Annotated in this window: 26 protein-coding genes and 1 tRNA gene; 21 read left to right on the top strand and 6 right to left on the bottom strand. The window is 71.9% G+C overall.

Translation table 11 applies throughout. The features are described 5' to 3' along the window. Positions 1-17: 17 nt before the first annotated feature. Positions 18-1163 carry an AMP-binding protein gene (locus tag CVS47_RS12855; protein WP_127096434.1) on the top strand — a complete coding sequence of 382 codons (1146 nt, stop codon included), beginning with the start codon at positions 18-20 and terminating at the stop codon, positions 1161-1163. Between the two features lie 15 nt (positions 1164-1178). Here the strand turns inward: CVS47_RS12855 and CVS47_RS12850 are convergent, their stop codons facing one another. After that, a complete protein-coding gene (locus CVS47_RS12850) occupies positions 1179-1574 on the bottom strand; it encodes a VOC family protein (protein WP_127096433.1) in 396 nt (131 codons plus the stop codon). A gap of 81 nt (positions 1575-1655) precedes the next feature. Next, on the bottom strand, positions 1656-2921 hold the full coding sequence (locus CVS47_RS12845) for an MFS transporter (RefSeq protein ID WP_241240151.1): 1266 nt from the start codon (positions 2919-2921) through the stop codon (positions 1656-1658). A gap of 69 nt (positions 2922-2990) precedes the next feature. Here CVS47_RS12845 and CVS47_RS12840 point away from each other — a divergent pair, with 69 nt between their 5' ends. Continuing rightward, on the top strand, positions 2991-3599 hold the full coding sequence (locus CVS47_RS12840; RefSeq protein ID WP_127096432.1) for a TetR/AcrR family transcriptional regulator: 609 nt from the start codon (positions 2991-2993) through the stop codon (positions 3597-3599). Positions 3600-3672: 73 nt separating this feature from the next. Beyond that, entirely contained in the window at positions 3673-4653 is a 981-nt protein-coding gene (locus tag CVS47_RS12835; protein WP_127096431.1) for a 1,4-dihydroxy-2-naphthoate polyprenyltransferase, read from the top strand. A gap of 14 nt (positions 4654-4667) precedes the next feature. Here the strand turns inward: CVS47_RS12835 and CVS47_RS12830 are convergent, their stop codons facing one another. Further along, on the bottom strand, positions 4668-4946 hold the full coding sequence (locus CVS47_RS12830) for a DUF4229 domain-containing protein (RefSeq protein WP_127096430.1): 279 nt from the start codon (positions 4944-4946) through the stop codon (positions 4668-4670). Positions 4947-5088: 142 nt separating this feature from the next. On the opposite strand from CVS47_RS12830, the gene CVS47_RS12825 reads away from it, so the two are divergent. The 3 genes from CVS47_RS12825 (at position 5089) to CVS47_RS12815 (ending at position 8310) form a co-directional block, all read left to right on the top strand. After that, positions 5089-5514, top strand: a complete 426-nt coding sequence (locus CVS47_RS12825; RefSeq protein ID WP_127096429.1) for a PLD nuclease N-terminal domain-containing protein — start codon at positions 5089-5091, stop codon at positions 5512-5514. A 3-nt stretch (positions 5515-5517) separates the two neighbouring features. After that, positions 5518-7359 (top strand): 2-succinyl-5-enolpyruvyl-6-hydroxy-3-cyclohexene-1-carboxylic-acid synthase, encoded by a 1842-nt coding sequence (menD, locus tag CVS47_RS12820; RefSeq protein ID WP_127096428.1) that lies wholly within the window; start codon positions 5518-5520, stop codon positions 7357-7359. An 87-nt stretch (positions 7360-7446) separates the two neighbouring features. After that, on the top strand, positions 7447-8310 hold the full coding sequence (locus CVS47_RS12815) for a polyphosphate kinase 2 family protein (protein WP_127096427.1): 864 nt from the start codon (positions 7447-7449) through the stop codon (positions 8308-8310). A 32-nt stretch (positions 8311-8342) separates the two neighbouring features. Here the strand turns inward: CVS47_RS12815 and CVS47_RS12810 are convergent, their stop codons facing one another. Beyond that, positions 8343-9617, bottom strand: coding sequence for an isochorismate synthase (locus CVS47_RS12810; protein ID WP_127096426.1), 1275 nt, complete (start codon positions 9615-9617; stop codon positions 8343-8345). Between the two features lie 23 nt (positions 9618-9640). On the opposite strand from CVS47_RS12810, the gene CVS47_RS12805 reads away from it, so the two are divergent. The 10 genes from CVS47_RS12805 (at position 9641) to CVS47_RS12760 (ending at position 19990) form a co-directional block, all read left to right on the top strand. Then, complete coding sequence (locus CVS47_RS12805; RefSeq protein WP_241240150.1) at positions 9641-10240, top strand: DUF402 domain-containing protein; 600 nt, start codon at positions 9641-9643, stop codon at positions 10238-10240. Between the two features lie 9 nt (positions 10241-10249). Continuing rightward, positions 10250-10984, top strand: a complete 735-nt coding sequence (locus CVS47_RS12800) for a class I SAM-dependent methyltransferase (protein WP_127096425.1) — start codon at positions 10250-10252, stop codon at positions 10982-10984. A 50-nt stretch (positions 10985-11034) separates the two neighbouring features. Next, positions 11035-12090, top strand: a complete 1056-nt coding sequence (locus CVS47_RS12795; RefSeq protein ID WP_127096424.1) for a polyprenyl synthetase family protein — start codon at positions 11035-11037, stop codon at positions 12088-12090. A gap of 60 nt (positions 12091-12150) precedes the next feature. Continuing rightward, positions 12151-13524 (top strand): FAD-dependent oxidoreductase, encoded by a 1374-nt coding sequence (locus tag CVS47_RS12790; RefSeq protein ID WP_127096423.1) that lies wholly within the window; start codon positions 12151-12153, stop codon positions 13522-13524. A gap of 224 nt (positions 13525-13748) precedes the next feature. Then, complete coding sequence (locus tag CVS47_RS12785; RefSeq protein ID WP_127096422.1) at positions 13749-14579, top strand: DUF559 domain-containing protein; 831 nt, start codon at positions 13749-13751, stop codon at positions 14577-14579. Between the two features lie 430 nt (positions 14580-15009). Continuing rightward, complete coding sequence (locus CVS47_RS12780; protein ID WP_127096421.1) at positions 15010-16326, top strand: FAD-dependent oxidoreductase; 1317 nt, start codon at positions 15010-15012, stop codon at positions 16324-16326. A 110-nt stretch (positions 16327-16436) separates the two neighbouring features. After that, positions 16437-17423: an alpha/beta hydrolase gene (locus tag CVS47_RS12775; RefSeq protein WP_241240357.1), complete on the top strand. Its 987-nt coding sequence runs from the start codon at positions 16437-16439 to the stop codon at positions 17421-17423. Positions 17424-17558: 135 nt separating this feature from the next. After that, a complete protein-coding gene (locus tag CVS47_RS12770) occupies positions 17559-18245 on the top strand; it encodes a GAF and ANTAR domain-containing protein (RefSeq protein ID WP_127096419.1) in 687 nt (228 codons plus the stop codon). A 36-nt stretch (positions 18246-18281) separates the two neighbouring features. Further along, the gene (locus CVS47_RS12765) at positions 18282-19022 is read left to right on the top strand and encodes a GAF and ANTAR domain-containing protein (protein ID WP_127096418.1); all 741 of its coding nucleotides are present in this window, start codon (positions 18282-18284) and stop codon (positions 19020-19022) included. Positions 19023-19114: 92 nt separating this feature from the next. Continuing rightward, positions 19115-19990 carry an alpha/beta hydrolase fold domain-containing protein gene (locus CVS47_RS12760; RefSeq protein WP_127096417.1) on the top strand — a complete coding sequence of 292 codons (876 nt, stop codon included), beginning with the start codon at positions 19115-19117 and terminating at the stop codon, positions 19988-19990. Positions 19991-19993: 3 nt separating this feature from the next. Here the strand turns inward: CVS47_RS12760 and CVS47_RS12755 are convergent, their stop codons facing one another. After that, on the bottom strand, positions 19994-20482 hold the full coding sequence (locus tag CVS47_RS12755; protein ID WP_127096416.1) for a YajQ family cyclic di-GMP-binding protein: 489 nt from the start codon (positions 20480-20482) through the stop codon (positions 19994-19996). A 132-nt stretch (positions 20483-20614) separates the two neighbouring features. Here CVS47_RS12755 and CVS47_RS12750 point away from each other — a divergent pair, with 132 nt between their 5' ends. The 4 genes from CVS47_RS12750 (at position 20615) to CVS47_RS12735 (ending at position 23477) form a co-directional block, all read left to right on the top strand. Next, complete coding sequence (locus CVS47_RS12750; RefSeq protein WP_127096415.1) at positions 20615-21115, top strand: FBP domain-containing protein; 501 nt, start codon at positions 20615-20617, stop codon at positions 21113-21115. Then, entirely contained in the window at positions 21112-22026 is a 915-nt protein-coding gene (locus CVS47_RS12745) for a PfkB family carbohydrate kinase (RefSeq protein WP_127096414.1), read from the top strand. Before CVS47_RS12750 ends, CVS47_RS12745 begins: the two co-directional genes overlap by 4 nt. Positions 22027-22103: 77 nt before the next feature. Beyond that, positions 22104-22185 (top strand) — tRNA-Tyr (locus CVS47_RS12740). A 161-nt stretch (positions 22186-22346) separates the two neighbouring features. Next, positions 22347-23477, top strand: a complete 1131-nt coding sequence (locus CVS47_RS12735) for a hypothetical protein (RefSeq protein WP_127096413.1) — start codon at positions 22347-22349, stop codon at positions 23475-23477. An 18-nt stretch (positions 23478-23495) separates the two neighbouring features. Here the strand turns inward: CVS47_RS12735 and CVS47_RS12730 are convergent, their stop codons facing one another. Next, positions 23496-25100: a phytoene desaturase family protein gene (locus CVS47_RS12730; RefSeq protein ID WP_127096412.1), complete on the bottom strand. Its 1605-nt coding sequence runs from the start codon at positions 25098-25100 to the stop codon at positions 23496-23498. An 89-nt stretch (positions 25101-25189) separates the two neighbouring features. Here CVS47_RS12730 and CVS47_RS12725 point away from each other — a divergent pair, with 89 nt between their 5' ends. Beyond that, on the top strand, positions 25190-26002 hold the full coding sequence (locus CVS47_RS12725; RefSeq protein WP_127096411.1) for an inositol monophosphatase family protein: 813 nt from the start codon (positions 25190-25192) through the stop codon (positions 26000-26002). The last annotated feature ends 167 nt before the right edge of the window (positions 26003-26169 follow it).

Below are 26169 nucleotides of genomic sequence, written 5' to 3'. Positions count from 1 at the left end.
TGGAGTTGCGAGCGGCGATGAGGCTCGAAGCGCCCGCGGGTGACCATCCCCGCGACATCCTCGCCGCCCTGAAGTCCGCGCTGCACGGCGCCGGTCCGGCCCTCGCGCTCGGCGCTCCCGCCGGCCGCCTGCCCGCAGAGGTTCCGGCGGGCACGGCGGTGGTCGTCACCACATCCGGCTCGACGGGGGTGCCCAAGAGCGTCGTGCTCAGCCGGAGCGCCCTGACCGCGTCGGCGATGTCGACGGCGGAGCGCATCGGGAGCGGAGCCTGGCTCCTCGCCCTGCCGGCGACCTACGTCGCGGGCCTGCAGGTGCTCGTCCGCGCCACCGTCGCCGGGCGCGAGCCCGCCGTGCTCAGCGGACGCTTCACGCCGCAGGCCTTCGCCGCCGCCGCCCTCACGATGGCGTCGGCGCGCGGGGGCGTGCGGGTGCCGTCATACACCTCCCTCGTGCCGGCGCAGCTGCAGACGATCCTGGACGCCGCCGCCGACGACGACACGGTGCTGCGGGCGGCGCGGTCGTTCGAGGCCGTGCTCATCGGCGGACAGGCGCTGCCGGCGGCGGTGCGCGAGCGCGCCGAGGCGGCCGGAGTGCGCATCGTGCGCACCTACGGCTCGACCGAGACGAGCGGCGGCTGCGTGTACGACGGCGTGCCACTCGACGGCACGCGCATGCGCGTCGTCGAGGGCGAGCTGCAGCTGTCGGGTCCGACGCTGGCCGACGGCTACCTCGGCGACCCCGACCGCACCGCCGCCGCCTTCCCGCTCGACGCCGACGGCACCCGCTGGTACCGCACGGGCGACGAGGCCGTGATCGACGACGGCGTGCTGCGGGTGCAGGGGCGGATCGACAACGTCATCGTCTCCGGCGGCATCAACGTCTCCCTCGACCGCGTCGAGCGGGTCGTGCGGGGCATCGCAGGTCTGCACGGCGCCGTGGTGATCGGCGTCGCCGACGAGCGGTGGGGCGAAGCATCCGTCATCGTGTCGGACGCGCCGGACGCGCACGAGCGGGCGGAGGAGCTTCTGCGCATCGCGCGCGACGCCGTCGGCGCCGGGATCGGCCCGCACGCGCGGCCCTCGCGTCTCGTTCCCGTGGAGGCCCTGCCGCTGCTGTCGTCCGGCAAGCCCGACAGGGAGCGCCTCCGCCGCGACCTCGCCTGACGCTGCGCTGGAACGTCAGGTGCGCCGTTCGCGCCCGCCCGGCTCGAACCAGTCGGGCGCGTCCACGACGCAGAAGCGGTTGCCCTCGGTGTCCTCCATCACGACGAAGTCGGCGTCGGGCGGGTAGCCGTCCCACGCGACGTCCCGGGCGCCCAGACCCCGCAGCCGCTCGATCTCGGCGGCCTGGTCATCCGCGTAGATGTCGAGGTGCAGACGCGGCGGGTAGTGCTGGGGGTACCCGGTCCTGGACAGCGCGATCGACGGCGCAGCGCCCTTTCCCGCGGCCGGATCCAGGATCACCCAGTCGTCGGTGGGCGCCCGCCGGTTCACATAGCCCAGCGCCGCACGCCAGAAGTCGCCGGCGCGGTCCACGTCCTCGACGGTCAGCACGGTCGTCGCGATCTCGATCATGCGGGACAGTGTGACCCGATGCGCGGCGACGATCAAGGGAGGAGCGGATGCCGCGGCATCCGCTCCTCCGATGGGGACACGTCAGCGCAGCACGGGCGCGGGCTCCGCGGCGGCCGGCTCCATCGGGTGCCTCGCGGCCTCGGCGATGTGCGCGCGGCCGACCACGATCGCCGCGACCACCATGAGGGCGACGCCCAGCCCGTAGGGCGCCGCGTGACTGACGCCCACGTAGAGCGCGCCGGCGATCAGCGGGGCGACGGTGCCCATCGCGGCGTTGAGTGACTGGGTGGCACCGCCGAGCCAGCCCTGCTCGTCGGGTCCGACGGCGTTGGACATCGCGCCGTCCATCGCCGCCTGCGACGCGCCCTGTCCGGCGGCCAGCATCAGCGCGCCGGCGATGAACAGCCACGGCTGCGCGAAGACCGATGCGACGACGGCGAGGCCGGCGAGGCCGACGATCTGCGTCACGATGCCGCTCACGATGAGGGCGCGCTCGCCGATGCGGGGGAGGAGGATGCCGAGCAGCACGCCCTGGATGAGGATGTCGATGATGCCGACGGCGGCGGTCGTGAGCCCGATCTGCGTCGGTCCCCACGAGATCGCGTCGAGGGCAAGGACGCTGAAGTTGTTGACGAAGAAGCCGAACGGCAGCGCGAGCAGTCCGAAGCCGATCATCAGCCCGCGCAGCTCGGGCCGGCGGAACGCGCTGCGGAAGACCGCGAACGGCTGCACGTCGCGCATCCGGATGCGGGCGATGCGGTTCTCCGGGAGGTGGCTCTCCGGGAGGAGGAAGAGGCTGAGCACCGCGATCACGAGAGCGAGGCCCGCCGTCACGAAGACCGGCAGCTCGACGCTGATCGCCCCCAGCACGCCGCCCAGGGCGGGCCCGATCATGGTGCCGATACCCGCCAGCGCACCCAGGAGTCCGAAGCGGCGCGCACGCTGGGCGGGCGGGGTGATGTCGGCGAGGTAGGCGAACAGGGCGGGGAGGTCGCCCGCGGTGAGGCCCTGGATGACGCGGGCCAGCAGGAGCACCCAGATGGCGCCGCCGACGCCGAAGAGCGTCATCGACAGCGCGGCGCCGAAGGCGGCGGCGATGATGACCGGTCGCCGCCCGAAGCGGTCGGACAGCCGCCCCAGGAACGGGGCGACGAGGAACGCGCAGAGGCCGTTGACGGCCTCGAGCGTGCCGACCCACAGCGCGAGGTCGTTCTCCTGCGGCACGTAGAGCAGCACGACGAACGGGAGCACGGGGAGCACGACGGTCATGCCCGCCGTCGTGAGCATGGTGAGGACGATGAGCATCGTCCAGGCGCGCCTCGGCGCTGCCGGAGTAACTGAAGTCATACCAAAACTGTACCGATACCAGATTGGGTGTCAAGTCAGTCATGAAACCGGTTCGGTTAGACTGTGATCATGTCCGAACCCCGCCCGGTCGGCCGCCGCGAGCGGAAGAAGGCCGCGACCCGCAAGGCCATCTCCGACGTCGCGACGATGATGTTCCTCGAGCGCGGATTCGACAACGTGAGCATCCGCGAAGTGGCCGACGCGGCCGACGTCTCGCCCACCACCGTCTTCGCGCACTTTCCGCAGAAGGAGGCACTCGTCTTCGACGAGGACACCGAGCAGCGCGACCGTCTCGTCGCCGCGGTGCGGGAGCGTCCGGCCGGCATGCCGATCCACCGCGCCATCCAGGATTTCTACGTAGAGGAGGTCCGCGTCAGCGCGGAGGAGCACGGGCCGGATGTCGCCCGGGTGTTCATCGATTTCATGAATCAGACGCCGGCCCTGCGGGAGTACGGCGCCAGGATGTGGCTGCGGCACGAGGACGCGCTGGCCCAGGCGATCGCGGAGGACGTCGGACTCGACGAGCCGACGGCCGAGATCCGCGTCTACGCCCGGTTCGTCCTGCAGACGCAGATGATGGTGACCGAGAGCGACGACCAGCTCGGCATCCTCGAGGCGGGCTTCGCGCTGCTGGAGAACGGCTGGGCGCCGATCGAGTCGCGCCTCTCGGGCGGCTGACGGTTCCGTCGTCGCCGCGGGGGAGCGGATGCCGCGGCATCCGCTCCCGGTGCGCCGTCTAGGATGACCACTCGTGGCAGGAACCCCGAGCAAGAAGCGCAAGCACCCCGGTCCGAAGAGGCAGCCGCCGCGCGGCAACCCGCAGCGCGCGCACGCGTCGCGGGACCCGCGCCGGGTGGAGAAGGCGACCGCCCGTGACTGGATCGGCGCCGCACGCCTGCGCACCCTCCCGCTCGCGGTCGCACCCGTCGTCGTGGGGACGGGCGCCGCGATCCTCGTGGACGGGCTCTTCCACTGGGTGCTCGCCCTCGCCTGCCTCGTCGTCGCGGTCGCCCTGCAGATCGGCGTCAACTACGCCAACGACTACAGCGACGGCATCCGCGGCACGGATGACGTCCGCGTGGGCCCCGCCCGCCTGACCGCCTCGCGCCGGGCCCAGCCGCGCACGGTGCTCACCGTCGCGCTCGTCTTCTTCGCGATCGCCGGCGTCACCGGGCTCGCGCTCACGATCCGCACCCAGCAGTGGTGGTTCCTGCTGGTGGGCGCGGCCTGCCTGATCGCGGCATGGTTCTACACCGGCGGCAAGCGGCCCTACGGCTACGCGGGGCTGGGGGAGCTGTTCGTCTTCGTGTTCTTCGGTCTCGTGGCCACTCTCGGCACCACCTGGGTGCAGGTCCAGGAGCTGCCCCAGGAGGCCTGGTTCGGAGCGGTCGCGATCGGCCTCCTGGCCTGCGCCGTGCTCCTGGCCAACAACCTCCGCGACATCGACCAGGACCGCCTCGCCGGCAAGCGCACGCTCTCGGTGCTCATCGGGCGCCGCGCGACCCAGGTGCTGTTCACGGTCTTCGTCCTGGCGCCCTTCGTGATCGCCGGCTTCCTGGCGCTGTTCTACCCGATCGCGTGGCTGTCGCTGCTCGTGCTGCTGCTGGTGCTGCCGGCCATCCTCATCGTGTGGACCTATCGCGCTCCCCGGGAGCTCGTCATCGCCCTCGCACTGACGTCGCTCGCCGCGGTGGCGTATGCCGGCTTCCTCTTCTGGGCGTTCGTCGGCTGATCTTCGCCGGCGCGTCAGACGTCGCGGGGCGCGATGTCGTCGGCCGCGGCATCCTCGACGTCCTCGTCGCGCACGACCGTGGACGTGCGACGGCGGCGCTCGACCTGCTCGGACACCGCCGCGAGGGGCTTCCGGAAGAAGATCACCGAGAGGCTGAGACCGATGAGGGCGGCGAAGACCGCGGCGAGCCAGTAGAGGTCGCGGAAGACCGGGAACAGCATCATGACGCCGAACGGTACGAGGAAGGCCAGCAGCCTCAGAACCGTGAACACGAGCACGGGAGGAAGCTTCACCACCTCATTCTACGCCGTGCTCCGGCGTGGCCGCCGTTGGCCGGGAGGGCCGGAGTGCGGCATCCGTCCCCTGTCCTGGGTGGTCCCTCACAGTTCGGCCACGAGCCGGTCGGCCCCCGGAACGCGCGCCTAGACTGAGGACGTGGCTCGCGTACTGCTCATCGTGGCGCTGGTGCTGACCGTCTTCTGGGTCTACACCATCGTCGACTGCGCGGTGCAGCCCGCCCACCGCCACCGCGGCGTGAGCAAGCCGATCTGGATCCTCATCGTGCTCCTCATCCCGGTGCTCGGCGGTCTGCTGTGGCTCACGATCGGCCGCGTGCGCGCGTCCGTCGTCGCGACCCGCGTGGCCCCCGATGACGACCCCGACTTCTTCACGCGTCGCGCCGCCACGAGCGACCAGGACGAGCGCATCCGCCGTCTCGAGGAGGAGCTCGCCCAGCTCGACGCCGAGGGCGATGACCCGCGATGGAGCTCCGACGGACAGAAGCCCGCCGCCGACGTCGACCCCACGCCGCCCGTCGACGGTGAAGACGACGGCCGCGGTCAGCGCGGCGCCGTCGGCTGACCGGTGACCGAGCTCGACGACGAACGGACCGCGGCCGCTCCGGCGACCGACGCCGCGGCTGCGCTGCTCGGCGGGCTCGTGGGCGCGGGCGTGCGGCACATCGTCCTCAGCCCGGGTTCGCGGTCGCAGGCCCTCGCCCTCGTCGCGGCGGAGCTGGAGCGGCAGGGTCTCGTCCGGCTGCACGTCCGCATCGACGAGCGGGTCGCGGGCTTCACCGCGCTCGGCATCGGCCGCGAGTCGGGGCTTCCCGCAGCCGTCATCTGCACCTCCGGCACCGCCGCCGCCAACCTCCTCCCCGCCGCACTCGAGGCCCATCACGCCGGGGTGCCGCTGGTGCTGCTCACCGCCGACCGCCCGCCGGAGCTCCGCGGCGTCGGGGCCAACCAGACCACGCGGCAGCCGGGACTGTTCTCGCCGAGCATCCGTCTCGAGGCCGACCTGCCGGTGCCCGAGGAGACGGATGCCGCGGGCGACGGTCCGCAGACGCTGCTCCTGCTCGACGTGGCCGCCGCCGCGGTCGCCGCCGCGCTCGGCGAGGGCGCGCGGTCCGCCGGTCCCGTGCACCTCAACGTGCCCTGCCGTGAGCCGCTTGCGGGCGGCCTGCCCGGCTGGCTGAGCGCCGCTGCGGCCCCCTCCGGCTCAGCTCCCGCGGGCGAAGCCGCCGCGGAGCGGCCCGACCCGACCGGCGACGGCGAGGATGACGACTCCGACCTCCCCGCCGACGAGCCGTCCGGGGCGCTCTACCAGGGCGGCGGCGGCATCGGCGAGTCCGACCTGCCACCCGAGGAGGAGGCGCACCCGCACGTGCTCGCCCGCGGCCCGCGAACGGTCGTCATCGCCGGCGCCGACGCCGGGCCCGACGCCGAGGCCCTCGCCCATGCCGGCGGCTGGCCGCTCATCGCCGAGGTGGTCTCCGGCGCGCGCTTCGGGCGCAACCTCGTGCACGGCTACCGCGGTCTGCTGTCCGACGCCGAGCTCGGCGGTCGCATCGAGCGGGCGGTCGTGCTCGGCCACCCGACGCTCAGCCGGGAGGTGAACCGCCTGCTGTCCGACCCGCAGGTCGAGATCCTCGCGCTCCGCGGCCCCGGTGAGCCGCTCAACCTCAACGGCGCGACGACCGCGCTCGACACCGTCGCCGTCGAGGCGGGCGAGACCGACCGCGACTGGCTGGGCGCCTGGCTGCAGGCCTCCCGCGCGGCATCCGTTGATCTCACCCCTCCCGCTCCCGACGCCGACGGCCTCGCCTCGCCCGACCCGCACGAGCGCCGCGTCGCGCTGGAGGCCGAGATGGCCGCCGTGCGAGCCACGGTCGACCGCGCCGCCCTCGTCGACGCCGTGTGGCGAGCGACGTGGCCGCACGACCGCCTCGTGTTCGGATCGTCGCGGCTCGTGCGGGTGGCCGACGCGCTGGTCGGGGGCAAGAAGATCCCGGTGCACGCCAACCGCGGCCTCGCCGGCATCGACGGCACCATCGCCACCGCGACGGGTGTCGCCCTCGCCCGCCCGCAGGCGGCCGGCGTCACGCGCGTGCTGCTGGGCGACCTCACCCTGCTGCACGACGTCGGCGGTCTGCTGCTGCCGCCGGGGGAGCCGGAGCCGCGCCTGCAGGTCATCGTGGGCAACGACGGCGGCGGCACGATCTTCGACACCCTCGAGGTGGCGCAGACCGCTCCGGCGGCCGACATGGAGCGCGTGCTCTACACGCCGCACGATGTGCGTCTCGAGCACCTCGCCCTCGCCTACGGCTGGGAGTACCACCGCGTCACCACGCGGTCGGCCTTCGACCAGCTGCTGACGTCTCCCGTGAACGGGCGTCAGCTGATCGAGGTTCCGCTCGCGCGCTAACCCCTGCGACCGGATGCCGCGGCATCCGGCTCCGTCGGATCGCCGTCCGCGGTTGCCGGCGTCGGAGGGCGCGGCCATGATGGCGGGATGACTGCCTCGACCTCGCAGAACTGGTCCGCCGACACGTCCGCAGCGCTGCGGGTCGGGCCGGGCTTCCGTCTCGCCGACCTCGATCCCTCATCGACTCCCGGATATTCGGGGGGCAAGTCGCACGGACAGAAGGATCTGGCCGCCGGGGTGATCCGGCTCGACCAGCTGCAGGAGCGGCTGTACGCGGAGAGCCGGTCGGAGGCGACGCGGGCCGGCGTGCTGCTCGTGCTGCAGGCGATGGACTCCGCCGGCAAGGGCGGGATCATCCGCCACGTCGTCGGCTCCGTCGATCCGCAGGGCGTGGCGCTCACGGCGTTCAAGAAGCCCACCACGGAGGAGCTCGCGAACGACTTCCTGTGGCGGGTCGAGCGCCGCGTGCCCGAGCCGGGCTTCATCGGTGTCTTCGACCGGTCGCACTACGAGGACGTGCTGATCGGCCGCGTGCGCTCGCTCGCCCCCGCCGAGGAGATCGAGCGACGCTACGGGGCCATCAATGACTTCGAGAAGCGCCTCGTCGATGCCGGCACCCGCGTGATCAAGGTGATGCTGCACATCTCCTCCGACGAGCAGAAGGAGCGGCTGGGCGAGCGCCTCGACCGTCCGGACAAGTACTGGAAGTACAACCCCGGCGACGTCGACGAGCGCGAGCTGTGGCCCGCCTACATGGAGGCGTACCAGATCGCCTTCGAGCGCACGTCGACCGAGGCGGCGCCCTGGCACGTCGTGCCCGCGAATCGCAAGTGGTACGCGCGGCTGGCCGTGCAGGCGCTGCTGCTGGACGCCCTCGAGGAGATCGACCCGCAGTGGCCGGAGGCCACCTTCGACGTCGAGGCCGAGCAGAAGCGGCTCGCCGCGACCTGACGCGCGCAGTGCCGGTCGTCCCGGTCGCGCGGTCAGGCCAGCGCGTCGACGATGGGGCGGAACTTCACGCGCGTCTCCAGCAGCTCCGACTCGGGGTCGCTGTCCACGACGATGCCCGCGCCCGCGTGCGCGACGACCGGGATGGTGGGTGCCCCGACGACCGCGGGACCCACCTGCGCGCATCGCAGGGCGACCGCCCATTCGCCGTCGCCCGCGGCATCCGTCCACCCGACCGCACCCGCATATCGACCGCGGTCGAAGGGCTCGAGACGCTGGATCTCGTCGATCGCCACGGCGCGCGGTGTGCCGCCCACCGCGGCGGTCGGGTGCAGGGCCTGCACGAGATCGAGGGCCGACGAGGCGTCGCCGAGCGTGCCCTCGACGTCGGTTGCCAGGTGCCAGACGTTCGGCAGCTTGAGGGTGAACGGCTCGTCGGCCGCCGCCAGCGCGCTCGTGTGCGGCCGGAGGGTGTCGAGCAGGCTCCGCACCGCGAAGCGGTGCTCGTCCTGGTTCTTGCTGCTGGTCGCGAGGGCGAGGGATGCCGCGGCATCCGCGTCCGCGTCGGCGCCCCGTGCGCTCGTTCCGGCGAGCACACGAGCGGTGACGGTGCCGTGGGCGACGGACACCAGGGTCTCAGGACTCGCGCCGATGGTGCCGTCCACCGCGAAGGTCCAGCAGTCCGGATACCCGGTCATGAGCTCGCGCACGAGCCGCCGCAGGTCGGAGCCGGCCGGGATCGTGCCCACCAGGTCGCGCGCGAGCACCACCTTGTCGAGCCGTCGCGCGCGGATCGCCTCGACGGCGTCGGCGACCGCGTTCATATAGCCCTCCGGCGTCATCGCGCCGGGGCCGAGGGTCGCCGACCAGTGCGGGCCGAACGGGGTGCGCGGGGGCAGCTCGGGCTCGAGGCCCTCCGCGTCGACGTAGCCGATGCGCGTCACCCACGACCGGCCGCCGCGGCGGCCGACGATCGTGTCGGGCACGATCAGCGTGTTGCGCCGCGCGGACCGGGGGTCGAAGACGAAGGCGCCGAAGGCGACGAGACCCGATCCGGGCACACCGACGGGATCGTCGACGGATGCCGCGGCCGACAGCGTCCGCCACGTGGCGGCGATCTGCGCGATCCCGACGCCCGGCCGCGCTCCGAAGGAGAGCACCGATCCGAAGCCGGCCATCGCATCGCCGCGGCGGCTCCAGAAGAGGGGATCGTAGCCCGGCGTGTAGGCCAGGACGTCCTCGACCGCTTCGATCTCGCGGGTGATGGAGCGGAGCCGCGGGGGCGCGGTGTGCGCGGGCCGGCTGCTCATGCTCCCAGCCTAGACTCGGCTCCGTGACCGACGACCGCCTGCCGCAGAGCCCCGTCCGTCCGGCCCCGGGCAGCCCCCTGGCGTTCCGCTGGCGGAAGTGGGACGGCGGCATCCACTGGGTGCACGAGTGCGTCTACCTCGGCCGCGACCAGTGGGGGGAGTGGTTCGGCCAGCCCGCCGGCTGGCGCAGCACCCGCCCCGGGCGCGACTTCGCGACCGACCATGCGAGCGTGACGCTGCTGCCCCTGAGCGGCGACTACGCCTACACGCACAACGCGCCCCCGCACCCGACCTCGGTCTACATCGACATCGCGTGGGACGTCCGGTGGGACGAGGGCACCGATCCCACGGGGATCGACATGGACCTCGACGTCGTGTCGCGCGTCGACCGCGGCATCTACATCGACGACCGCGACGAGTGGGACGAGCACCGAGTGGCGTACGGCTACCCCGGGGAGATCGTCGAGCACCTCGACGCGCTCGCCACGGAGCTCGAGCGCCAGGTGACGGCGGGGCTGACGCCGTTCGACCCCGCGACCGCCGCGGCGTGGCTCGCGCGGCTGGCGGCGTTCGGGCTCGGGCCCGGCGACGCTCCCGGCGCCGGCACAGCGACCCCCGCCTAGACTCGTCGGGTGACCCCGGACTCGCACCGCGCCGACCTCGGCAAGGACCCCGCCCGCGTCAGCGGCATGTTCGACGAGGTCGCTCCCGCGTACGACCGCACCAACACCGTCCTCAGCCTCGGCAACGACCGGCTGTGGCGCGTCGCGACCACGCGTGCCGTGGCGCCCCGGGCCGGTCAGCGCATCCTCGACCTGGCCGCCGGCACCGGCGCCTCGAGCGTCGCGCTCGCGCGCAGCGGCGCCGAGATCGTCGCCGCCGACTTCTCGCCCGGCATGATCGCCGAGGGCGAGCGCCGGTACGGTTCCGGAGCGGTGGGAGGCGGCATCCCGAATCTCCGCTTCGTCGAGGCGAACGCGACCGACCTCCCATTCGAGGACGACGAGTTCGACACGGTCACGATGTCCTTCGGGCTGCGCAACGTCGACGAGCCCAAGAAGGCCCTGCGCGAGCTGCTGCGCGTGACCAAGCCGGGCGGACGCATCGTCGTGTGCGAGTTCTCGCACCCGCCGTCGAAGGCGTTCGCCGGGCTCTACCGCTTCTACAACGGGAGGATCCTGCCCGCGGTGGCCAAGGCGGTGAGCTCCAACGCCGAGGCGTACGAGTACCTCAACGAGTCGATCAACGACTGGCCCGACCAGCGGACCCTCTCGGGATGGATGCGCGAGGCGGGCTGGACCCGCGTCGCCCACCGCGACCTCTCGTTCGGAATCGTCGCCCTCCACCGGGCTGTGAAGCCCGCCTGATCAGGGCTGCGACGGGGAGGCCGGCCCTCCCGGCCCGGTAGGCTGGGAGCGTGACCCCTTCTGCGCCGGGTTCGCCCCTCGCGGGCAAGCTGGGCTTCACCGACCGGATCTTCGCCGGACCCCGTTCGCGGCGCTTGCTGTCGGAGGTCGAGAAGGGTCTCCAGCGCGTCGAGGAGCACCTCGCCGGTGAGCTCACCGTGACCTATCCGGTGGCCGATGCCGCGAGCCGCTACCTCTACGAGGCCGGTGGCAAGCGCCTCCGCCCGATGCTCGCGCTGCTGACCTCCAAGCTCGGCGACGGCATGACCGACGAGGTCGTGCAGGCCGCCAGCGCCCTGGAGATCACCCACCTCGGCTCGCTGTACCACGACGACGTCATGGACTCCTCCGACCGGCGCCGCGGAGTTCCCGCCGCCCAGACGGTGTGGGGCAACAACGTCGCGATCCTCACCGGGGACCTGCTGTTCTCGCGGGCCAGCCAGATCATGGCGCGGCACGGCGAGGAGGCCATCCAGCTGCAGGCCGACACGTTCGAGCGCCTCGTGCTCGGACAGTTCCACGAGACCGTCGGTCCGCAGGGCGACGAGGATCCCGTCGAGTTCTACCTGCAGGTGCTCTCCGACAAGACCGGCTCGCTCATCGCCGCCGCGGCGCAGGCGGGCATCATCTTCTCGCACGGCCCGGCCGAGCTCGAGGAGCCGATGGTCGTCTTCGGCGAGAAGGCGGGCGTGGCGTTCCAGCTGCTCGATGACGTCATCGACCTCTCCAACGACCCCGAGATCACCGGCAAGGTGCCCGGTACCGACCTCCGCGCCGGGGTGCCGACCATGCCGTACCTCCTGCTGGGCCAGAGGGCGGATGCCGCCTCCATCGCCCTGCGGACGCGCATCGACGACGGGGTCGCCCGCATCGCGGACGGCGCCGACCCGGCGATCCTCGACGCCGCGCTCGCCGAGCTGCGCGAGCACGAGGCGACCCAGGCGACCCTCGATCTCGCTCACGCGTGGTCGCGCGAGGCGATCGACGCCCTCGCTCCGGTTCCCGACGGTGCGGTGAAGGAGGCGCTGACGCGCTTCGCCCGCGCCGTCTCGGACCGCTCCAGCTGAACCCCCCTCGTCGGGCACGCCGTTTCGCCGGCGGCTCGGCGATCGTGTGAAAGGACCCCCATGACCAAGCTCAGGCTGGCCATCGTCGGTGCAGGACCGGCGGGCATCTACGCCGCCGACATCCTCCTCAAGGCAGAGCGCAAGTTCGACGTGTCGATCGACCTCTTCGAGCAGCTCCCCGCGCCGTACGGACTCGTGCGCTACGGCGTCGCCCCCGACCACCCGCGCATCAAGGGCATCGTCAATGCCCTGCGCGACGTGCTCGACAGCGGCGACATCCGCATCTTCGGCAACGTCCGCTTCGGCGAGGATCTCACCCTCGACGACCTGAAGCGGCACTACAACGCCGTCATCTTCGCCACCGGCGCCATCCGCGACACCTCGCTGGACATCCCCGGCATCGACGCCGACGGATCGTACGGAGCCGCCGACTTCGTCAGCTGGTTCGACGGCCACCCCGATGTGCCGCGCACCTGGCCGCTCGACGCCGCGTCCGTCGCGGTGATCGGCAACGGCAACGTCGCGCTCGACGTCTCGCGCATGCTGGCCAAGCACGCCGAAGACCTGCTGCCGACCGAGATCCCCGACAACGTGCACGCCGGTCTCGCCGCCAGCGCCGTCACCGATGTCCACGTCTTCGGACGCCGCGGCCCCGCGCAGGTGAAGTTCACCCCGCTCGAGCTGCGGGAGCTCGGCGAGCTCCGCGACGTCGACATGGTGGTCTACGACGAGGACTTCGACTACGACGACGCGTCCAAGGCGGCGATCGCCAGCAACAAGCAGGTGATGGTCATCGACCGCGTGCTGCAGTCGTGGCGCACGCGCGACTCCGTCAACAACGCCGGCGGAACAGCGTCCCGCCGCCTGCACCTGCACTTCTGGGCGAAGCCCGTCGAGATCAAGAAGGACGACGCGGGCCGGGTCAGCGCCTTCGTCTACGAGCGCACGCGGCCCGACGGTCAGGGCGGCGTCGTGGGCACCGGCGAGCTGCGCGAGGTGCCGATCCAGGCGCTGTACCGCGCCGTCGGCTACTTCGGATCGCCGCTTGCGGGCGTCCCCTTCGACAAGCGCCACGGCGTCATCCCGAATCACGAGGGCAAGGTCCTCCACAAGGACTCCAACGAGCGCGTGCCCGGCATCTACGCGACCGGCTGGATCAAGCGCGGCCCGGTCGGCCTCATCGGCCACACGAAGTCCGACGCCATGGAGACCGTGCGCCACATCATCAACGACCAGGCATCGTGGTGGCAGCCCGCCGACGCGTCCGACGAGGCGATCCCCGCACTGCTGGCCGAGCGCGGCGTCGCGTGGACCGACCTCGACGGCTGGCACCGCCTCGACGAGCACGAGATCGGTCTGGGCGCACCCCAGGGTCGAGCGCGGGTGAAGGTCGTCGAGCGCGGCGAGATGGTGCGGGTCTCCCGCGCCGAGTGAGGCTCGCGGGCTGCTGGCCCAGCCTCCGGCGTGCTGATCGGGAGGAGATGTGTCGTTCCGGAGGAGGATGCCGCGGCATCCGTCCTCCCGACCGACACATCTCCTCCCTTTCTGTACGCGCTGCGCGTGCTCGAGATTCCTCCCCAAGGCGGGTCGTTGCGGGCTGACCCCGGATCCGCGCACCACCCCCTCGTACGGGTGTGCCGCTTCGGCACGATGCAGGCATGGAGAAGATCCAGGATGCTGCGCACAGCGTCGGCGGTGTCATCCGCGTCCAGGCGCTGAGACGCCGGGGCTTCAGTAGGCGCGAGGTCGAACGTGCGCTCGCCGCCGGCCGCATCGAGCGGGTGCGCAACGGCTGGGTCGCGACCCGGAGTGCGGACCCGCTGCTCGTTTCGGCCGCTCGCGCCGGGGTCGTCCTGTCGTGCGTGACCCGTGCCCAGCGTCTCGGACTGTGGGTGCTGGACGGTGCCGACATCCACGTCGCTGCACCGCCGCACTCCGGGCATGCGACATGGCGCGGAGCGACGGTGCACTGGTCCGTTCCTCCGGTGCCGCGACATCCGGCGCAGCTCGAGGACACGGCAGAGAACGCGCTGTGCCTCGTCGCCGCGTGCCAGCCGTTCGAATCGGCGCTCGTCGTCTTCGAGTCCGCCCTCCGCACAGGCGTCGTGGCGAGGGAGTCGCTGCGCCGCCTCCGGCTGCCGGCGTCGGCTCGGGCGGTCCTGGACGAAGCCGACGACTACGCCGACTCGGGTCTGGAGACCCTTGTCGTCCCGCGCCTGCGCTGGCTCGGGCTTCCGCTCCGACGGCAGATCCTGATCGCGGGCCACCGCGTCGACCTGCTCATCGGCGACCGGCTCGTCCTGCAGATCGACGGCGGACACCACGTCGGCGCGCAGCGCGACAGCGACATGGCCCACGACGCCCAGCTCACACTCCTCGGGTACCACGTCATCCGCGTCGGCTACGTCGCGGTCGTCGAGCGCTGGCACGAGGTGCAGGACGTCATCATGCGCGCGGTGGCGCAGAACCTCCACAAGGTCCGCTCATGACGCGTGCCGAACGAGAGGAGATGTGTCGATGCGGAGGAGTCCACTGCGGCATCCGTCCTCCCGACCGGCGCATCTCCTCCGGATCGGCATGCTGAGCGTGAGGAGCGGGACTCCGGTCGGGCGCGCCCCCAGCTCGCGCCCGACCGGCCCGGATGCCGTACCCCCACGGCTCCGGTCGTCCCCCCTCAGCCCCGAGCGACGCCCCAGCGTCGCATCCGCGCCGGCATCGCTGCGGGTCCGCGGTTCGAGGTCATGCATGGAGAGAGCGCCCCCGCCCGAGCCTGATACAAGAATTCCGGATGCCGCGTCCCGGGCATCACCCGCGTCCCGCTCTGGTCAAGTCGTCTCTCCGGGTGCCGCGTCCCCGGCATCACCCGCGCCCCGCCCTGGTCAACGTCGTCGCACCGATGCATGATCGACAGGGGGCGTGATGAGCAGAGACAAGAGGCAGGCGCCGCCGATCGCGGGCTCGTGCGTCATCGCGGGCGGCGGACCGGCGGGCCTCGTCCTGGGGCTGCTGCTCGCGCGGGCCGGGGTGAAGGTGACGGTCTTCGAGAAGCACGCGGATTTCCTCCGCGACTTCCGCGGCGACACGGTCCACCCGACGACGCTGGCGCTGCTCGACGACCTCGGGCTGCTGCCGCCCTTCGACGAGATCCCGCAGTCGCGCATCACACGTGTCGTCTTCCCCGATGCGGACGGCGTCGAGACGACCATCGCCGACTTCACGCGGCTGCCGGTGCGGCATCCCTACATCGCCATGGTGCCGCAGTGGGACCTCCTCGACCTCCTCGCGCAGGCCGCGGCCCGCGAGCGGGGATTCACCCTGCTCACCCGTCACGAGGTCACGGGGGTGCTGCGCGAGGGCGACCGCGTGGTCGGCGTGCGGTATCGCTCGCCGGAGGGCGCCGGCGAGCTGCGCGCCGATCTCACTGTCGCCTGCGACGGGCGGGGGAGCACGATCCGCCGCGAGCTCGCGCTGCCGTCGCGGTCCTTCCCGGTCGGCTTCGACGTGTGGTGGTATCGCGTGACCTCGGCCCATCCGTTCGAGGAGTCGCTGCTCCCGCGGATGGGCGGCGGCCGGGTGTCCATCGCCATCCCCCGCAGGGGCTACGTGCAGATCGCCGCCCTCGGCCCGAAGGGAACGGACGCGGAGATGCGGCAGCGGGGGATCGAGGCGCTGCGAGCCGACACCGCGGCATTGCTCCCCGCCCTCGCCGACGACGTCGGATCGGTCGCATCGATGGATGACGTGAAGCACCTCGACGTCCGCGTCGACCGCCTTCGCCGGTGGTTAGTGCCCGGCGCGCTGTGCATCGGCGACGCCGCGCACGCCATGTCTCCCGTGGGCGGTGTCGGCATCAACCTGGCCGTGCAGGACGCGGTCGCGGCGGCGCGCGTCCTCGCGAATCCGCTGCGCCGCGGCATCCTGCACACGCGGGAGGGGCTCCGCGCACTCGAGCGCGTGCAACGTCGCCGCATGCTGCCGGCCGCCGTCATCCAGGCCGTCCAGCGCGGGCTGCATGCGGGCGTCATCATGCCCGCGCTCCGCGGCGACCCCGGAGGCCCGCCGCCCCCGGTGCTGCGGGTGCTGCGTCGGCTGCCGGCGCTCGCCGTCCTCCCCGCGCTCATCATCGGAGTGGGTCCTCGTCCCGAAAGAGCACCGGGATGGGCGAGACGCGCGCCCGAGCGCACGAGCGAGCCCCTCTCCGCCGGCCGCCGTGGACGTCGCGGAGTGCATCGGTGACCGCACGGGAGACGTCGACCCGCGGGAACGAACCGACGTCGACCAGAGGGAGCGAACCGACGTCGACCACCGGGAGCGAACCGACGACGGACGAGGGCTGGACCGACGACATCCTCGGGCCTCCGTTCCAGCAGCGCACCCTTCCCCTGGGTGCCGACGACGAGGGCGCCGTGGTCGCGACGCTCGTGCGACGACTTCCGCACAGGCTCACCGCCGCGTTCCGACCCCTCCACGACGTCGACATCCTCTACGTGCACGGGTGGTCGGACTACTTCTTCCAGGTCGAGCTCGCCCGGTTCTGGACGGACCTCGGCGCGCGCTTCCACGCCCTCGACCTGCGGAAGTACGGAAGATCGCTGCGCGACGGGCAGACGCCCGGCTACGTCACCGATCTCGCGGTGTACGACGAAGACATCGCGGCGGCCCTGACGGTGATGGGGCACACGCCGGGAGAGGAAGCGGATGCTTCGCCCCGCCGTCTCGTGCTGCTCGGGCATTCGACGGGTGGGCTCATCCTGACCCTGTGGGCCGCCCGCCATCCTGGTCTGGCGTCAGCCGTGGTGCTCAACAGCCCCTGGCTCGAGCTGCAGCTCGGGGCGATCGGACGTCAGGCGCTGACGCCGCTCGTCGAAGTGCGTGCGCGGCTGGATCCCCGCGGCACCCACCCTGCCGTCGACCTCGGCTATTACACGCGCGCGCAGCGGGAGCTCGGCACTCTCCCGCCGGACGATCACGTGGCCTGGCGACCCGCGCGAGGCTTCCCGACGCACCCCGGCTGGCTGTGGGCGATCATCGAGGGCCACCGCGCCGTGGCGATGGGTGTCGACGTCGGATGCCCGGTGCTCGTCCTGCTGTCGCGGCACAGCGCAACGGCGTTCTCCTGGTCCGAGACCCTGCGCGCGGTCGACTCGGTGCTGGTGGTCGATGACATCGCCCGGGCGGCCACGCGCATCGGATCGCTCGTCACCATCAGCCGAATCGACGGTGCGCTGCACGACGTCTTCCTGTCGGCCCCGGCGGCGCGCGAGGCGGCCTACGCGACCCTCCGGGCGTGGATCCTGGGTCTGCCCGGGCGCCCGCCCGGGCTCGGCGGCTGACGCGCCGGCCCCGACGTCGCTAGTGTGGGACTCAGCGGAGGATCGTGACGATGGTCACGGCAATCGGATGGGTCGCCGCTGTGACCTGCGTCCCGTGAGAGCCCTGAGCGGTTCGTGCTCGACGGGACAAGGCAGATGCCGGACAAGAGTGGCGGCGAAGATGGGCGCTCGACGCACGATCAGGACCCTCTTCACGCACGCTTCCTGGAGATGCTGCCCGTCGACGGCGCGTCGGTATCCGTCATGACCGCCGCCGGGAGTCACTCGACGCTCTCGTCGAGCGGCGAGCTCGCCACGCGACTGGAACAGGTGCAGTTCGACCTCGGCGAAGGACCGCACTGGTCCGCGCTGCGCAGCGGCGAGCCTGTGCTGGTCGATGACACGCGCACCGACGACGGACGCCGTTGGCCCATGTTCGCGCACGCGATCGCCGAGCTCGGGGTCGGATCGCTCTTCTCGTTCCCGCTTCGAGTCGGCGCCGCAACGGTCGGTGTGGTCGATCTCCACCGGACCCGTCCCGGAGCGCTGACACCCACCCAGACCGACCTGGCGTCCGCGCTGGCGAGGGGGGCCGCCGACGAGGCCCTCCGGTGGGCGGCAGCGGACGCGGAGGCGGAGGGGCGGGAGCAGTTCGGGGTCGGTCTGAGACGCGAAGTCCATCAGGCGACCGGCATGGCCTCGGTGCAGCTGGGCGTGTCGGTGACGGATGCCTTCGCCTGGCTCCGCGCGCGTGCCTACGCGACCGGGCAGACGCTGGATGAGGTGGCACGCGACGTCGTCGCGGGGCGGATTTCCGCCCGCGACGTGGGAGGGGAGGCATGATGGCCAACACCGTGCACGCAGAGGACCGGACGGACGATGACTGAGACGACGAGGGATGCGCGACTCGCCGCCGCCTTCGTCAAGCTGGCGGACACACTGGTGGACGACTACGACGTGGTGGAGCTCCTGAACATCCTGGTCGAGGAGAGCGCGGCACTGCTCGACTCGAACGATGTGGGGCTGGTGCTGGCTGATGGGTCCGGCGCCCTGCAGGTGGTCGCGTCGACCAGCGAAGAGGTCACGTTCGTCGAGATCAACCAGCTCAGCGTCGGAGAGGGGCCATGCGTCGAGGCCTTCCGAACCGGCATGGCCGTGTCGATTCCGGACATCGAGGCGATCGGCGATCGGTGGCCCGTCTTCGCGCGAGCCGCCCTGGGGCAGGGCTTCCGGTCGATGCACGCATTCCCGATGCGACTGCGGGGGCAGACCATCGGCTCGATGAACCAGTTCAGCTCCAGCGTCGGTCCTCTCAGCCACTCCGACGTGGTCACCGCGCAGTCGCTCGCCGACGTCGCGACCATCGGCATCCTTCAAGAGCGCTTGCTGCGCGACCGGACGATCCTGGCCGTTCAGCTGCAGGCCGCCCTCGACAGCAGGATTTTCATCGAACAGGCCAAGGGCGTGATCGCCGCGCAGAACGACGTCGACATGCAGACGGCGTTCGGAGCGCTTCGCGACTACGCCCGCAGCCATCGGCGGAAGCTCGGCGACGTGGCCGCCGAGGTCGCTGCTCAGACGCTGATCCTCCCCTCGCCGAGCTCGGGTCGACCCTCCTGAAACGCCGCAATGCGTCCGCCGTGGTCGGCGTCGACATCGCGCCTGATCCGCGGACGCACCGCAGTCCAAGCGAACACTGACAGGATGCCCGGATGAGCAGCCCCCGCGATGTGCCCCTGCGCGCCGCCGACCACGACTTCCGGGTGCGGGTCTATCCGGCCGACGAGCCGCTCGGCGCGACGCTCGTCTGGCTGCACGGCGGAGCCTTCATGTTCGGCAGCCTCGAGATGGCTGAGGCCGATCAGGTGGGACGGCGACTGAGCGCCGTCGGCATCACCGTGGTGTCGGTGGACTACACGCTCGCTCCGCTGGACGGCGCCCGGGCCTTCGGGGGAGCGCCGGACGACGTCCCGGATGATCCCGAACCCGACCGGCCGCGAGCGAGGTTCCCCGTGGCGTCGCTGCAGACGGTCGCGGCCTTCGACTGGGCCGTCGAGCACGCGCGGGACTTCGGCGGCGACCCCGAGCGGGTGGCGCTGGGCGGTGCGAGCGCCGGTGCGAACCTGTCGGCCGCCGCGACGATGCGCCTGCGCGACCGCGGCACCGGCCTGCCGCACGTGCTCGCTCTCGTCTACCCGTCGCCCCACGACGGGATCCTGCCGCCGAACGATGAGCTGGCAGGGCTGCTCGCGCAGGTGCCGCCCGAGTTCATCTTCACCCCGGAGATCCGCTCCGCCATCAACCGCAACTACCTGCCCGACGCTCACGACCCCGACGGGTACGCCTTCGCGGGCGGGCACGACGTGACCGGCTTCCCGCCGGTGCTCATCGTCAACGCCGAGCTCGACAGCCTGCGTGCGTCCGGTGAGGCTTTCGCGGCGGAGCTCGCCGCGGCAAGCGTCGACGTGCACGTCGAGCGCCAGCGGGGCGCCCTGCACGGCTACCTCGACGAGATCGGCCACCCGGCCGCCGAGCGGACGCTGGCCCTGCTCGCCGACGCTGTCGCGCCCGTCGATCCCCGTGTCTGAGGGTCAGCGGTAGTTGATGAACTGCAGGTCGACCTCGAGGTCGGCGGCCTTCAGCAGGCGCTGAACCTCCTGAAGGTCGTCGCGACTCTTGGACTGCACGCGCAGCTCATCGCCCTGGATCTGCGACTTGACGCCCTTGGGGCCTTCGTCGCGGATGATCTTGCTGATCTTCTTCGCGTTCTCCGAAGAGATGCCGTCCTTGATCGTCGAGACGATCCGGTACTCCTTGCCGCTGGCGAAGGGCTCACCCGACTCGAGGCTCTTGAGCGAGATGCCGCGCTTGATCAGCTTCGACTGGAACACGTCGAGGACGGCCTTCGCGCGCTCCTCGGAGTTCGCCTTGATGAGGACGGAGTCGCCGCTCCACTCCACCGAGGCGCCGGTCCCCTTGAAGTCGTAGCGCTGCTCGATCTCCTTGCGCGCCTGGTTGAGGGCGTTCTCCGCCTCCTGGTGGTCGACCTTGCTCACGATGTCGAAAGAGGAATCAGCCATCCCCGCAGTCTAGCGACGGCCCTCGGCGCGGGACCTGACAGGGACGGGCGAGCGGATGCCGCGGCATCCGCCGATCCCCGGGCCCCGTGTCCGCACACCTTCGTAGACTGTCCCGAGACGCGAGGAGGATCCATGCGCCCCATGACCGAGTCCGACGTCCGCGAGTCGCTCGCGAACGCCACCGCAGACGAGCTCAAGATCGTGACGATGCCGCACGATTTCCTGCTCACCGACTGGGACCATCTCGACTTCCTCGCCTGGCGCGATCCGCGCGCCAAGGGTCGCGGGTACGTGATCGCCGAGCTCGACGGTCAGCCGGCCGGAGTGATCGTGCGTGCCGCCGACGGCACGTCGCGCGCACGCTCCGCGATGTGCAACATCTGCCACACGATGCAGCCGGCCGATCAGGTCGCGCTCTTCACCGCGCGCAAGGCCGGCAGCGCGGGGGAGCACGGCGACAGCGTCGGCACTTACATGTGCGCCGACCTGTCCTGCCACGAGAACGTCAGACTGGCGATGCCGCTCGCGCCCAGCGAGATGCGGGCGAGCGTCGACCGGCGCATCGACGGTACGCGCCGGCGGGCCGAGTCGTTCGTCGACCGCGTGCTCGAGCCGATGCGGACCGGCGCATGAGCGGCCGTGCCGTGGTGATCGGCGACGCCCTCATCGACGAGCTCCGCGACGACACCGGCCTGCGCGAGTTCGTCGGCGGTGCCGGTCTGAACGTCGCCGTCGGCCTCGCCCGCCTGGGCGTGCCCACGACCCTCATCGCCATGGTCGGCGACGACGATGCCGGCGCCCGCATCCGGACGTTCCTCTCCGATTTCGGCGTGGAGCTGCTGGGCACCCCGGCTCCGCATGGCTCGTCACGAGCGGTGAGCACCCGCAGCGGCGGAGGCGAGCCGGTCTACGAATTCAATCAGGCCGCGCAGGAGCGGCGGATCGTGTTCGGCGACGTCGAGCGCGAGGCGATCGCCGCGGCCGACATGGTCGTCGTCAGCTGCTTCCCGTTCGACGACACCGCGCAGACCGAAGACCTCGCGGGCGCCGTCGCAGGTCATGGGGCGCTGGCGATCGATCCGAATCCGCGCACCGGCATGATGCACGACACCGCCGAGTTCGTGCGCGGGTTCGAGGCTCTCGCGGCCGGCGCGGCGCTCGTCAAGGTCGGCGACGACGACGCCGGCATCCTCTACGACCAGCCGCTCGACGCCCTCCGCGCGCGTCTCGTCGACCTCGGCGTGACGGCGGTCCTCGCGACCGAGGGTCCGTCGGGTGCGACCATCGAGGCCGGGCCGATCGTCGTCACCCGCCCCGTCTCCGACCTGCCTGGTCGCATCGTCGACACCATGGGCGCCGGCGACGCCGTGCTCGCGGCCACAGCGGCCGCCGTCATCGCCGAGGCTCCCGCGACGCAGGAGGAATGGGCTGCGGTGCTCGAGAGGGCGATGGATGTCGCGGCCGCCACGTGCCGCTACGAAGGGGCTCTTCTGCGCCTCCCGGAGTCGCTCCGCAGTGAGGACCTCGACCGCATCGGCACCTGATTTCAGACCTCTCCCGTGTCGGGGTAAGATCGTGAATCGCGCCTCCGGTCGTCTGCCAAAGTCGGGCGGGTGCGTCTGGCGAGTTACCCAAGCGGCCAAAGGGATCTGACTGTAAATCAGCCGTCTTCGACTTCGGGGGTTCGAATCCCTCACTCGCCACCCGTCTGAAGGGGGCTCCGCACCGCGGAGCCCCCTTCGTCGTTCCTCCCCACCGACAGGCCGGAGGAAGGGCTGCGTGGACTCCCGCGCTTCTCCCGTCCCCGCGGACCACCGTGCCAGGATGGGCGTGCGGATCCACGCCGCGCAGAGAGGACGACGCCATGACAGCGCATGACCCCCGCCAGGGATCGACCCCGACGGACGTCTCGAGCTCGAAGCTCATCCGCATCGCGATCTGGGTGGCCATCGGCGCCCTCATCGCCGCCGCGCTGGTCTGCGTCGTGTGGGTGCTCGTCGGTCCGTCCAACGATGTGATCGGCCGGGCGTTCCTCACGATCTTCCTGCTCGCCGCGTTCGCGGGGGTGACGATCCTCGAGGCCCGCCTCGCGCCACGGCGTCCCGCCTGGTTCGCGCTCACGAGCATGGTGGTCTGGGTCGTCACGCTGATCGTCGGAGCGTTCCTGATCTGGCTGCCCTACCGCTACGACGAGTACGGATACACCTACGGGGGCGGAGCCGGTCGCTTCCTGTCGTTCCTGCTGATCGTCCTCATCCTTCAGCTGGCGCTGCTGCACGTCCGGCTCTACAGCAAGGCGTACGAGCGTCGTGTCACCACGTTCACCCGCGCGGTCACCTACGTGACGGTGGCCCTCCTCGCGATCCTCTCCGCGATGCTCGTCTTCGCGCTGATGCTCAACGAGTTCATCGACTTCGGCGACTGGTACTGGCGCCTCGTCGTCGCGATCGCGATCCTGGTCGCCGTCGGCACGGCCCTCCTGCCGCTCATGAACGTGCTTTTCGCCCCGCGCGCGCCGCGCGCCGCCGAGGGCTCCGAGCTCGCCCCGTGGCCGACCTACGTCGACGGCCAGACGCCCCTCCCGATGCTGCCCGACGGCAGCCCCGACTGGAACGCCTACTACACCGGCTATCCGTCACCGGGCGCGCAGGTCTTCGCCGCACCGCAGGCCCTGCCTGCTCAGCCGCAGTCCTGGCAGGCTCAGCCGCAGCAGCAGTGGGCCCCGCAGGCCGGACAGCAGCCCGAGCAGTGGCCCGCTTCGCAGCCGGAGCAGTGGCCCGCCCGTCAGGCCGAGCAGTGGCCCGCCCCGCACCCGGAGCAGCAGTGGAACGCGCCGCAGCCGGCGCCGCAGCGTCCCGGTCAGCAGTGGCCCCCGATGCAGCCCCCCGCGCCGGCCGCACCGGCCGGCCAGCCGCAGCCGCAGCATCCGGACCAGCAGGCACGACCGCCGTACGAGGGCTTCCCGCCGCCGCCCCCGCTGCCCCCGCAGCGCTGAGCGCGCGAGGCTTTCCACTCAGGGTCGGAGGAGCTCCAGCGCGGCCATGGCGGCGTTGTGGCCACCGATGCCGCTCACTCCGCCCCCGCGGACGGCGCCGGATCCGCAGGTGAGGATGCGCGCATTCGCCGTGTCGACGCCCCATCGCCGGGCCGGGGCGTCGGGCACCTCGCCGGGTGTCCAGGGCCACGACAGCGGTCCGTGGAAGATGTCGCCGCCGGCCATGCCCAAGGCCACCTCGAGATCCGCGGTCGTGCGCGCCTCGACGCACGGCAGCCCTTCCGGCGTCAGCGCGATGCAGTCGGAGATGGGCTCGGCGAGCACCGAGTCGAGGCTCCGCTGCGCGGCGGCGAGCAGCGCCACGCGGGAGGTCGCGGCATCCGTCCCCTCGACCAGCCGATGCGGCGCCTGCAGTCCGAAGAGCGTCAGCGTCTGCGCGCCCTGGGCCCGCAGCTCGGGGGCGAGGATCGACGGGTCGGTGAGGGAGTGGCAGTAGATCTCGGCGGGGAGGGGGTCGGGGATGCCGCCGGCCAGGGCCTCCACGTGGGCACGGTCCAGCTGCGTCATCGTCTCGTTGACGTGGAACGTGCCGGAGAAGGCGGCCTCGGGTGCGACGTGCGGGTCGCGGAGCCGGGGGAGCCGCGTCAGCAGCATGTTGACCTTGAGCTGAGCGCCCTCGGGCACGCCGGCTCCGGCGAAGAGGGGATTGTCGGCGAGGTCGAATCGCTGGTTCGATGCGGCGGCGGCGAGCAGCCGATCGAGCACCGCGGGCCCGACGCCGCTCAGCACCAGGCGCCCGTGGAGCACCTCCGGGGTGTTCCCGCCGACCCAGACCTCACCGTCGGGCGTCACCGCGGTCACCTCGGTGTCGACGCGGATCTCGGCACCCGCCTCGCGGGCGGCCCGCTCCAGCTCGCCGGACACGCGCCCCATGCCGCCGACCGGCACGTCCCAGTCGCCGGTGCCGCCGCCGATGACGTGGTACAGGAAGCAGCGGTTCTGGCTGAGAGAGGGGTCGTCCGCCGCGGCGAAGGTGCCGATGAGTCCGTCGGTCAGGGCGATGCCGCGTGCGAGGTCGCTCTGCAGGTCGGTGCGGAGCATCGCGCCCAGCGGACGCTCGACGACGTCCTCCCACAGCGCATCGTCGCCCAGCCGCGCCTTCATCTCCGCCTTCGTCGGCAGCGGCTGAGTCATAGTGGGGAAGATCGCCGGGCCGAGAGCGCCGATGCGCTCCGAGAACGCCGCGAAGCGCGCCGCCTCGGCCTCGTCGCCGGTCGCCCGGGCGAAGGAGTCGGCCGTGGCCGCGGCATCCCCTCGATCCACGAGGATGCCGCGCGTCGGGTCTGCGGGATCCGGCGTGTACGACGAATACCGGCGGCGCTTCAGCTCCAGCCGGAGTCCGAGGTCGCGGATGATCTCGGCGGGCAGCAGAGAGACGAGGTAGGAGTATCGCGAGAGACGCGCATCGACTCCCGCCCACGGGCGTTCGGAGACGGCGGCCCCTCCGACGTGAGGGAGGCGCTCGAGCACGACCACACTCAATCCGGCGCGCGCGAGATAGGCGGCGGCGACGAGCGCATTGTGCCCGCCTCCGACGATGACGACGTCGTGGGTTCGGGTCATGCGGGCCACGGTACCGGCCGCGGACGGGTCGTGCAGGGTGGTTGCGCCGAGCGTCACCCGGCCCCGCGGGGCGGGGATAACGTGGAGTCATGCCCCTGGAAGAGGATCTCCGCGCCCTCGCGATGGACATCGCCCGCGAAGCCGGCGGCCTGGCTCTGCGCCGCCGCAGGGAGGGCGTGGCGATCGCCGCGACCAAGTCCGCGGTGGCCGACATCGTGACCGAGGCGGACCGTGAGGTCGAAGCCTTGATCCGCGATCGCCTGAAGGCGGAGCGACCGGGCGACGGCTTCCTCGGCGAGGAGACGGGCGCCGATCGCGGATCGACCGCGGTCACGTGGGTCGTCGACCCCATCGACGGGACGGTCAACTACGCCTACGGGATCCCCGCCTGGGCGGTCAGCATCGCCGCGGTGACGGGGGAGCCGGACGCGCGCCTCTGGCGGGCCGAAGCGGCAGCGGTCTACGCCCCGCCCATCGACGAGATGTTCTCCGCCTCCCGCGGCGGCGGCGCGTGGCTCGGCGAATCTCCGCTCTCCGTCAACGCCGAGCGCGGTGTGGCCGGTGCGCTGCTGGCGACGGGCTTCGGCTACGACCCCGCGACGCACGCCGGAGACCTCAAACGCGTCGCCCGCGTGATGCCCCTGGCGCGCGATCTGCGCCGTATCGGCGCGGCGTCGCTCGACCTCGCGTATGTCGCCGCCGGACGGCTCGACGGCTACTTCGAGCGAGGGCTCAACCCCTGGGATCATGCGGCGGGTGCGCTGCTGGTGACCGAGGCGGGGGGACGGGTCGGTGGCGCTCCGGCAGGCCGCCCCGGCGTCGAGATGACCATCGCCTGCGCCGACTCCCTCTACGACGATCTGTCGTTCGCCGCGTTCGGCGATCATGATCCGAATGCGTGACATCGACGCGCCTGATCGGCGGCACACCGCACTCTCAGGCTCAGCAGGGTAGTGTTTACCTGATCGTTATCTTCTGTCCCCCGGCATTGACAAACGATCCCAAGCCTGTTCCGTCTTGTCGATGCGCCTGCGCGACGTGATCCGAGAGTCCCACCGAGCTTGTCTTC

Source organism: Microbacterium lemovicicum, from assembly GCF_003991875.1.
GTDB lineage: Bacteria > Actinomycetota > Actinomycetes > Actinomycetales > Microbacteriaceae > Microbacterium > Microbacterium lemovicicum.
The sequence above is the reverse complement of the archived record's forward strand: the minus strand, read 5'-3'. Positions and strand labels throughout refer to the sequence as shown.

Excerpts from the sequence above, each read along its gene's own strand:
- CVS47_RS12755 (WP_127096416.1), bottom strand. The coding sequence starts at position 20,482 with ATGGCTGATTCCTCTTTCGACATCGTGAGCAAGGTCGACCACCAGGAG.
- CVS47_RS12760 (WP_127096417.1), top strand. The coding sequence starts at position 19,115 with ATGAGCAGCCCCCGCGATGTGCCCCTGCGCGCCGCCGACCACGACTTC.
- CVS47_RS12725 (WP_127096411.1), top strand. The coding sequence starts at position 25,190 with ATGCCCCTGGAAGAGGATCTCCGCGCCCTCGCGATGGACATCGCCCGC.
- CVS47_RS12785 (WP_127096422.1), top strand. The coding sequence starts at position 13,749 with ATGGAGAAGATCCAGGATGCTGCGCACAGCGTCGGCGGTGTCATCCGC.
- CVS47_RS12845 (WP_241240151.1), bottom strand. The coding sequence starts at position 2,921 with ATGACTTCAGTTACTCCGGCAGCGCCGAGGCGCGCCTGGACGATGCTC.
- CVS47_RS12810 (WP_127096426.1), bottom strand. The coding sequence starts at position 9,617 with ATGAGCAGCCGGCCCGCGCACACCGCGCCCCCGCGGCTCCGCTCCATC.
- CVS47_RS12790 (WP_127096423.1), top strand. The coding sequence starts at position 12,151 with ATGACCAAGCTCAGGCTGGCCATCGTCGGTGCAGGACCGGCGGGCATC.
- CVS47_RS12815 (WP_127096427.1), top strand. The coding sequence starts at position 7,447 with ATGACTGCCTCGACCTCGCAGAACTGGTCCGCCGACACGTCCGCAGCG.
- CVS47_RS12780 (WP_127096421.1), top strand. The coding sequence starts at position 15,010 with ATGAGCAGAGACAAGAGGCAGGCGCCGCCGATCGCGGGCTCGTGCGTC.
- CVS47_RS12840 (WP_127096432.1), top strand. The coding sequence starts at position 2,991 with ATGTCCGAACCCCGCCCGGTCGGCCGCCGCGAGCGGAAGAAGGCCGCG.
- CVS47_RS12855 (WP_127096434.1), top strand. The coding sequence starts at position 18 with ATGAGGCTCGAAGCGCCCGCGGGTGACCATCCCCGCGACATCCTCGCC.
- CVS47_RS12730 (WP_127096412.1), bottom strand. The coding sequence starts at position 25,100 with ATGACCCGAACCCACGACGTCGTCATCGTCGGAGGCGGGCACAATGCG.
- CVS47_RS12750 (WP_127096415.1), top strand. The coding sequence starts at position 20,615 with ATGCGCCCCATGACCGAGTCCGACGTCCGCGAGTCGCTCGCGAACGCC.
- CVS47_RS12745 (WP_127096414.1), top strand. The coding sequence starts at position 21,112 with ATGAGCGGCCGTGCCGTGGTGATCGGCGACGCCCTCATCGACGAGCTC.
- CVS47_RS12765 (WP_127096418.1), top strand. The coding sequence starts at position 18,282 with ATGACTGAGACGACGAGGGATGCGCGACTCGCCGCCGCCTTCGTCAAG.
- CVS47_RS12850 (WP_127096433.1), bottom strand. The coding sequence starts at position 1,574 with ATGATCGAGATCGCGACGACCGTGCTGACCGTCGAGGACGTGGACCGC.
- CVS47_RS12735 (WP_127096413.1), top strand. The coding sequence starts at position 22,347 with ATGACAGCGCATGACCCCCGCCAGGGATCGACCCCGACGGACGTCTCG.
- CVS47_RS12770 (WP_127096419.1), top strand. The coding sequence starts at position 17,559 with ATGCCGGACAAGAGTGGCGGCGAAGATGGGCGCTCGACGCACGATCAG.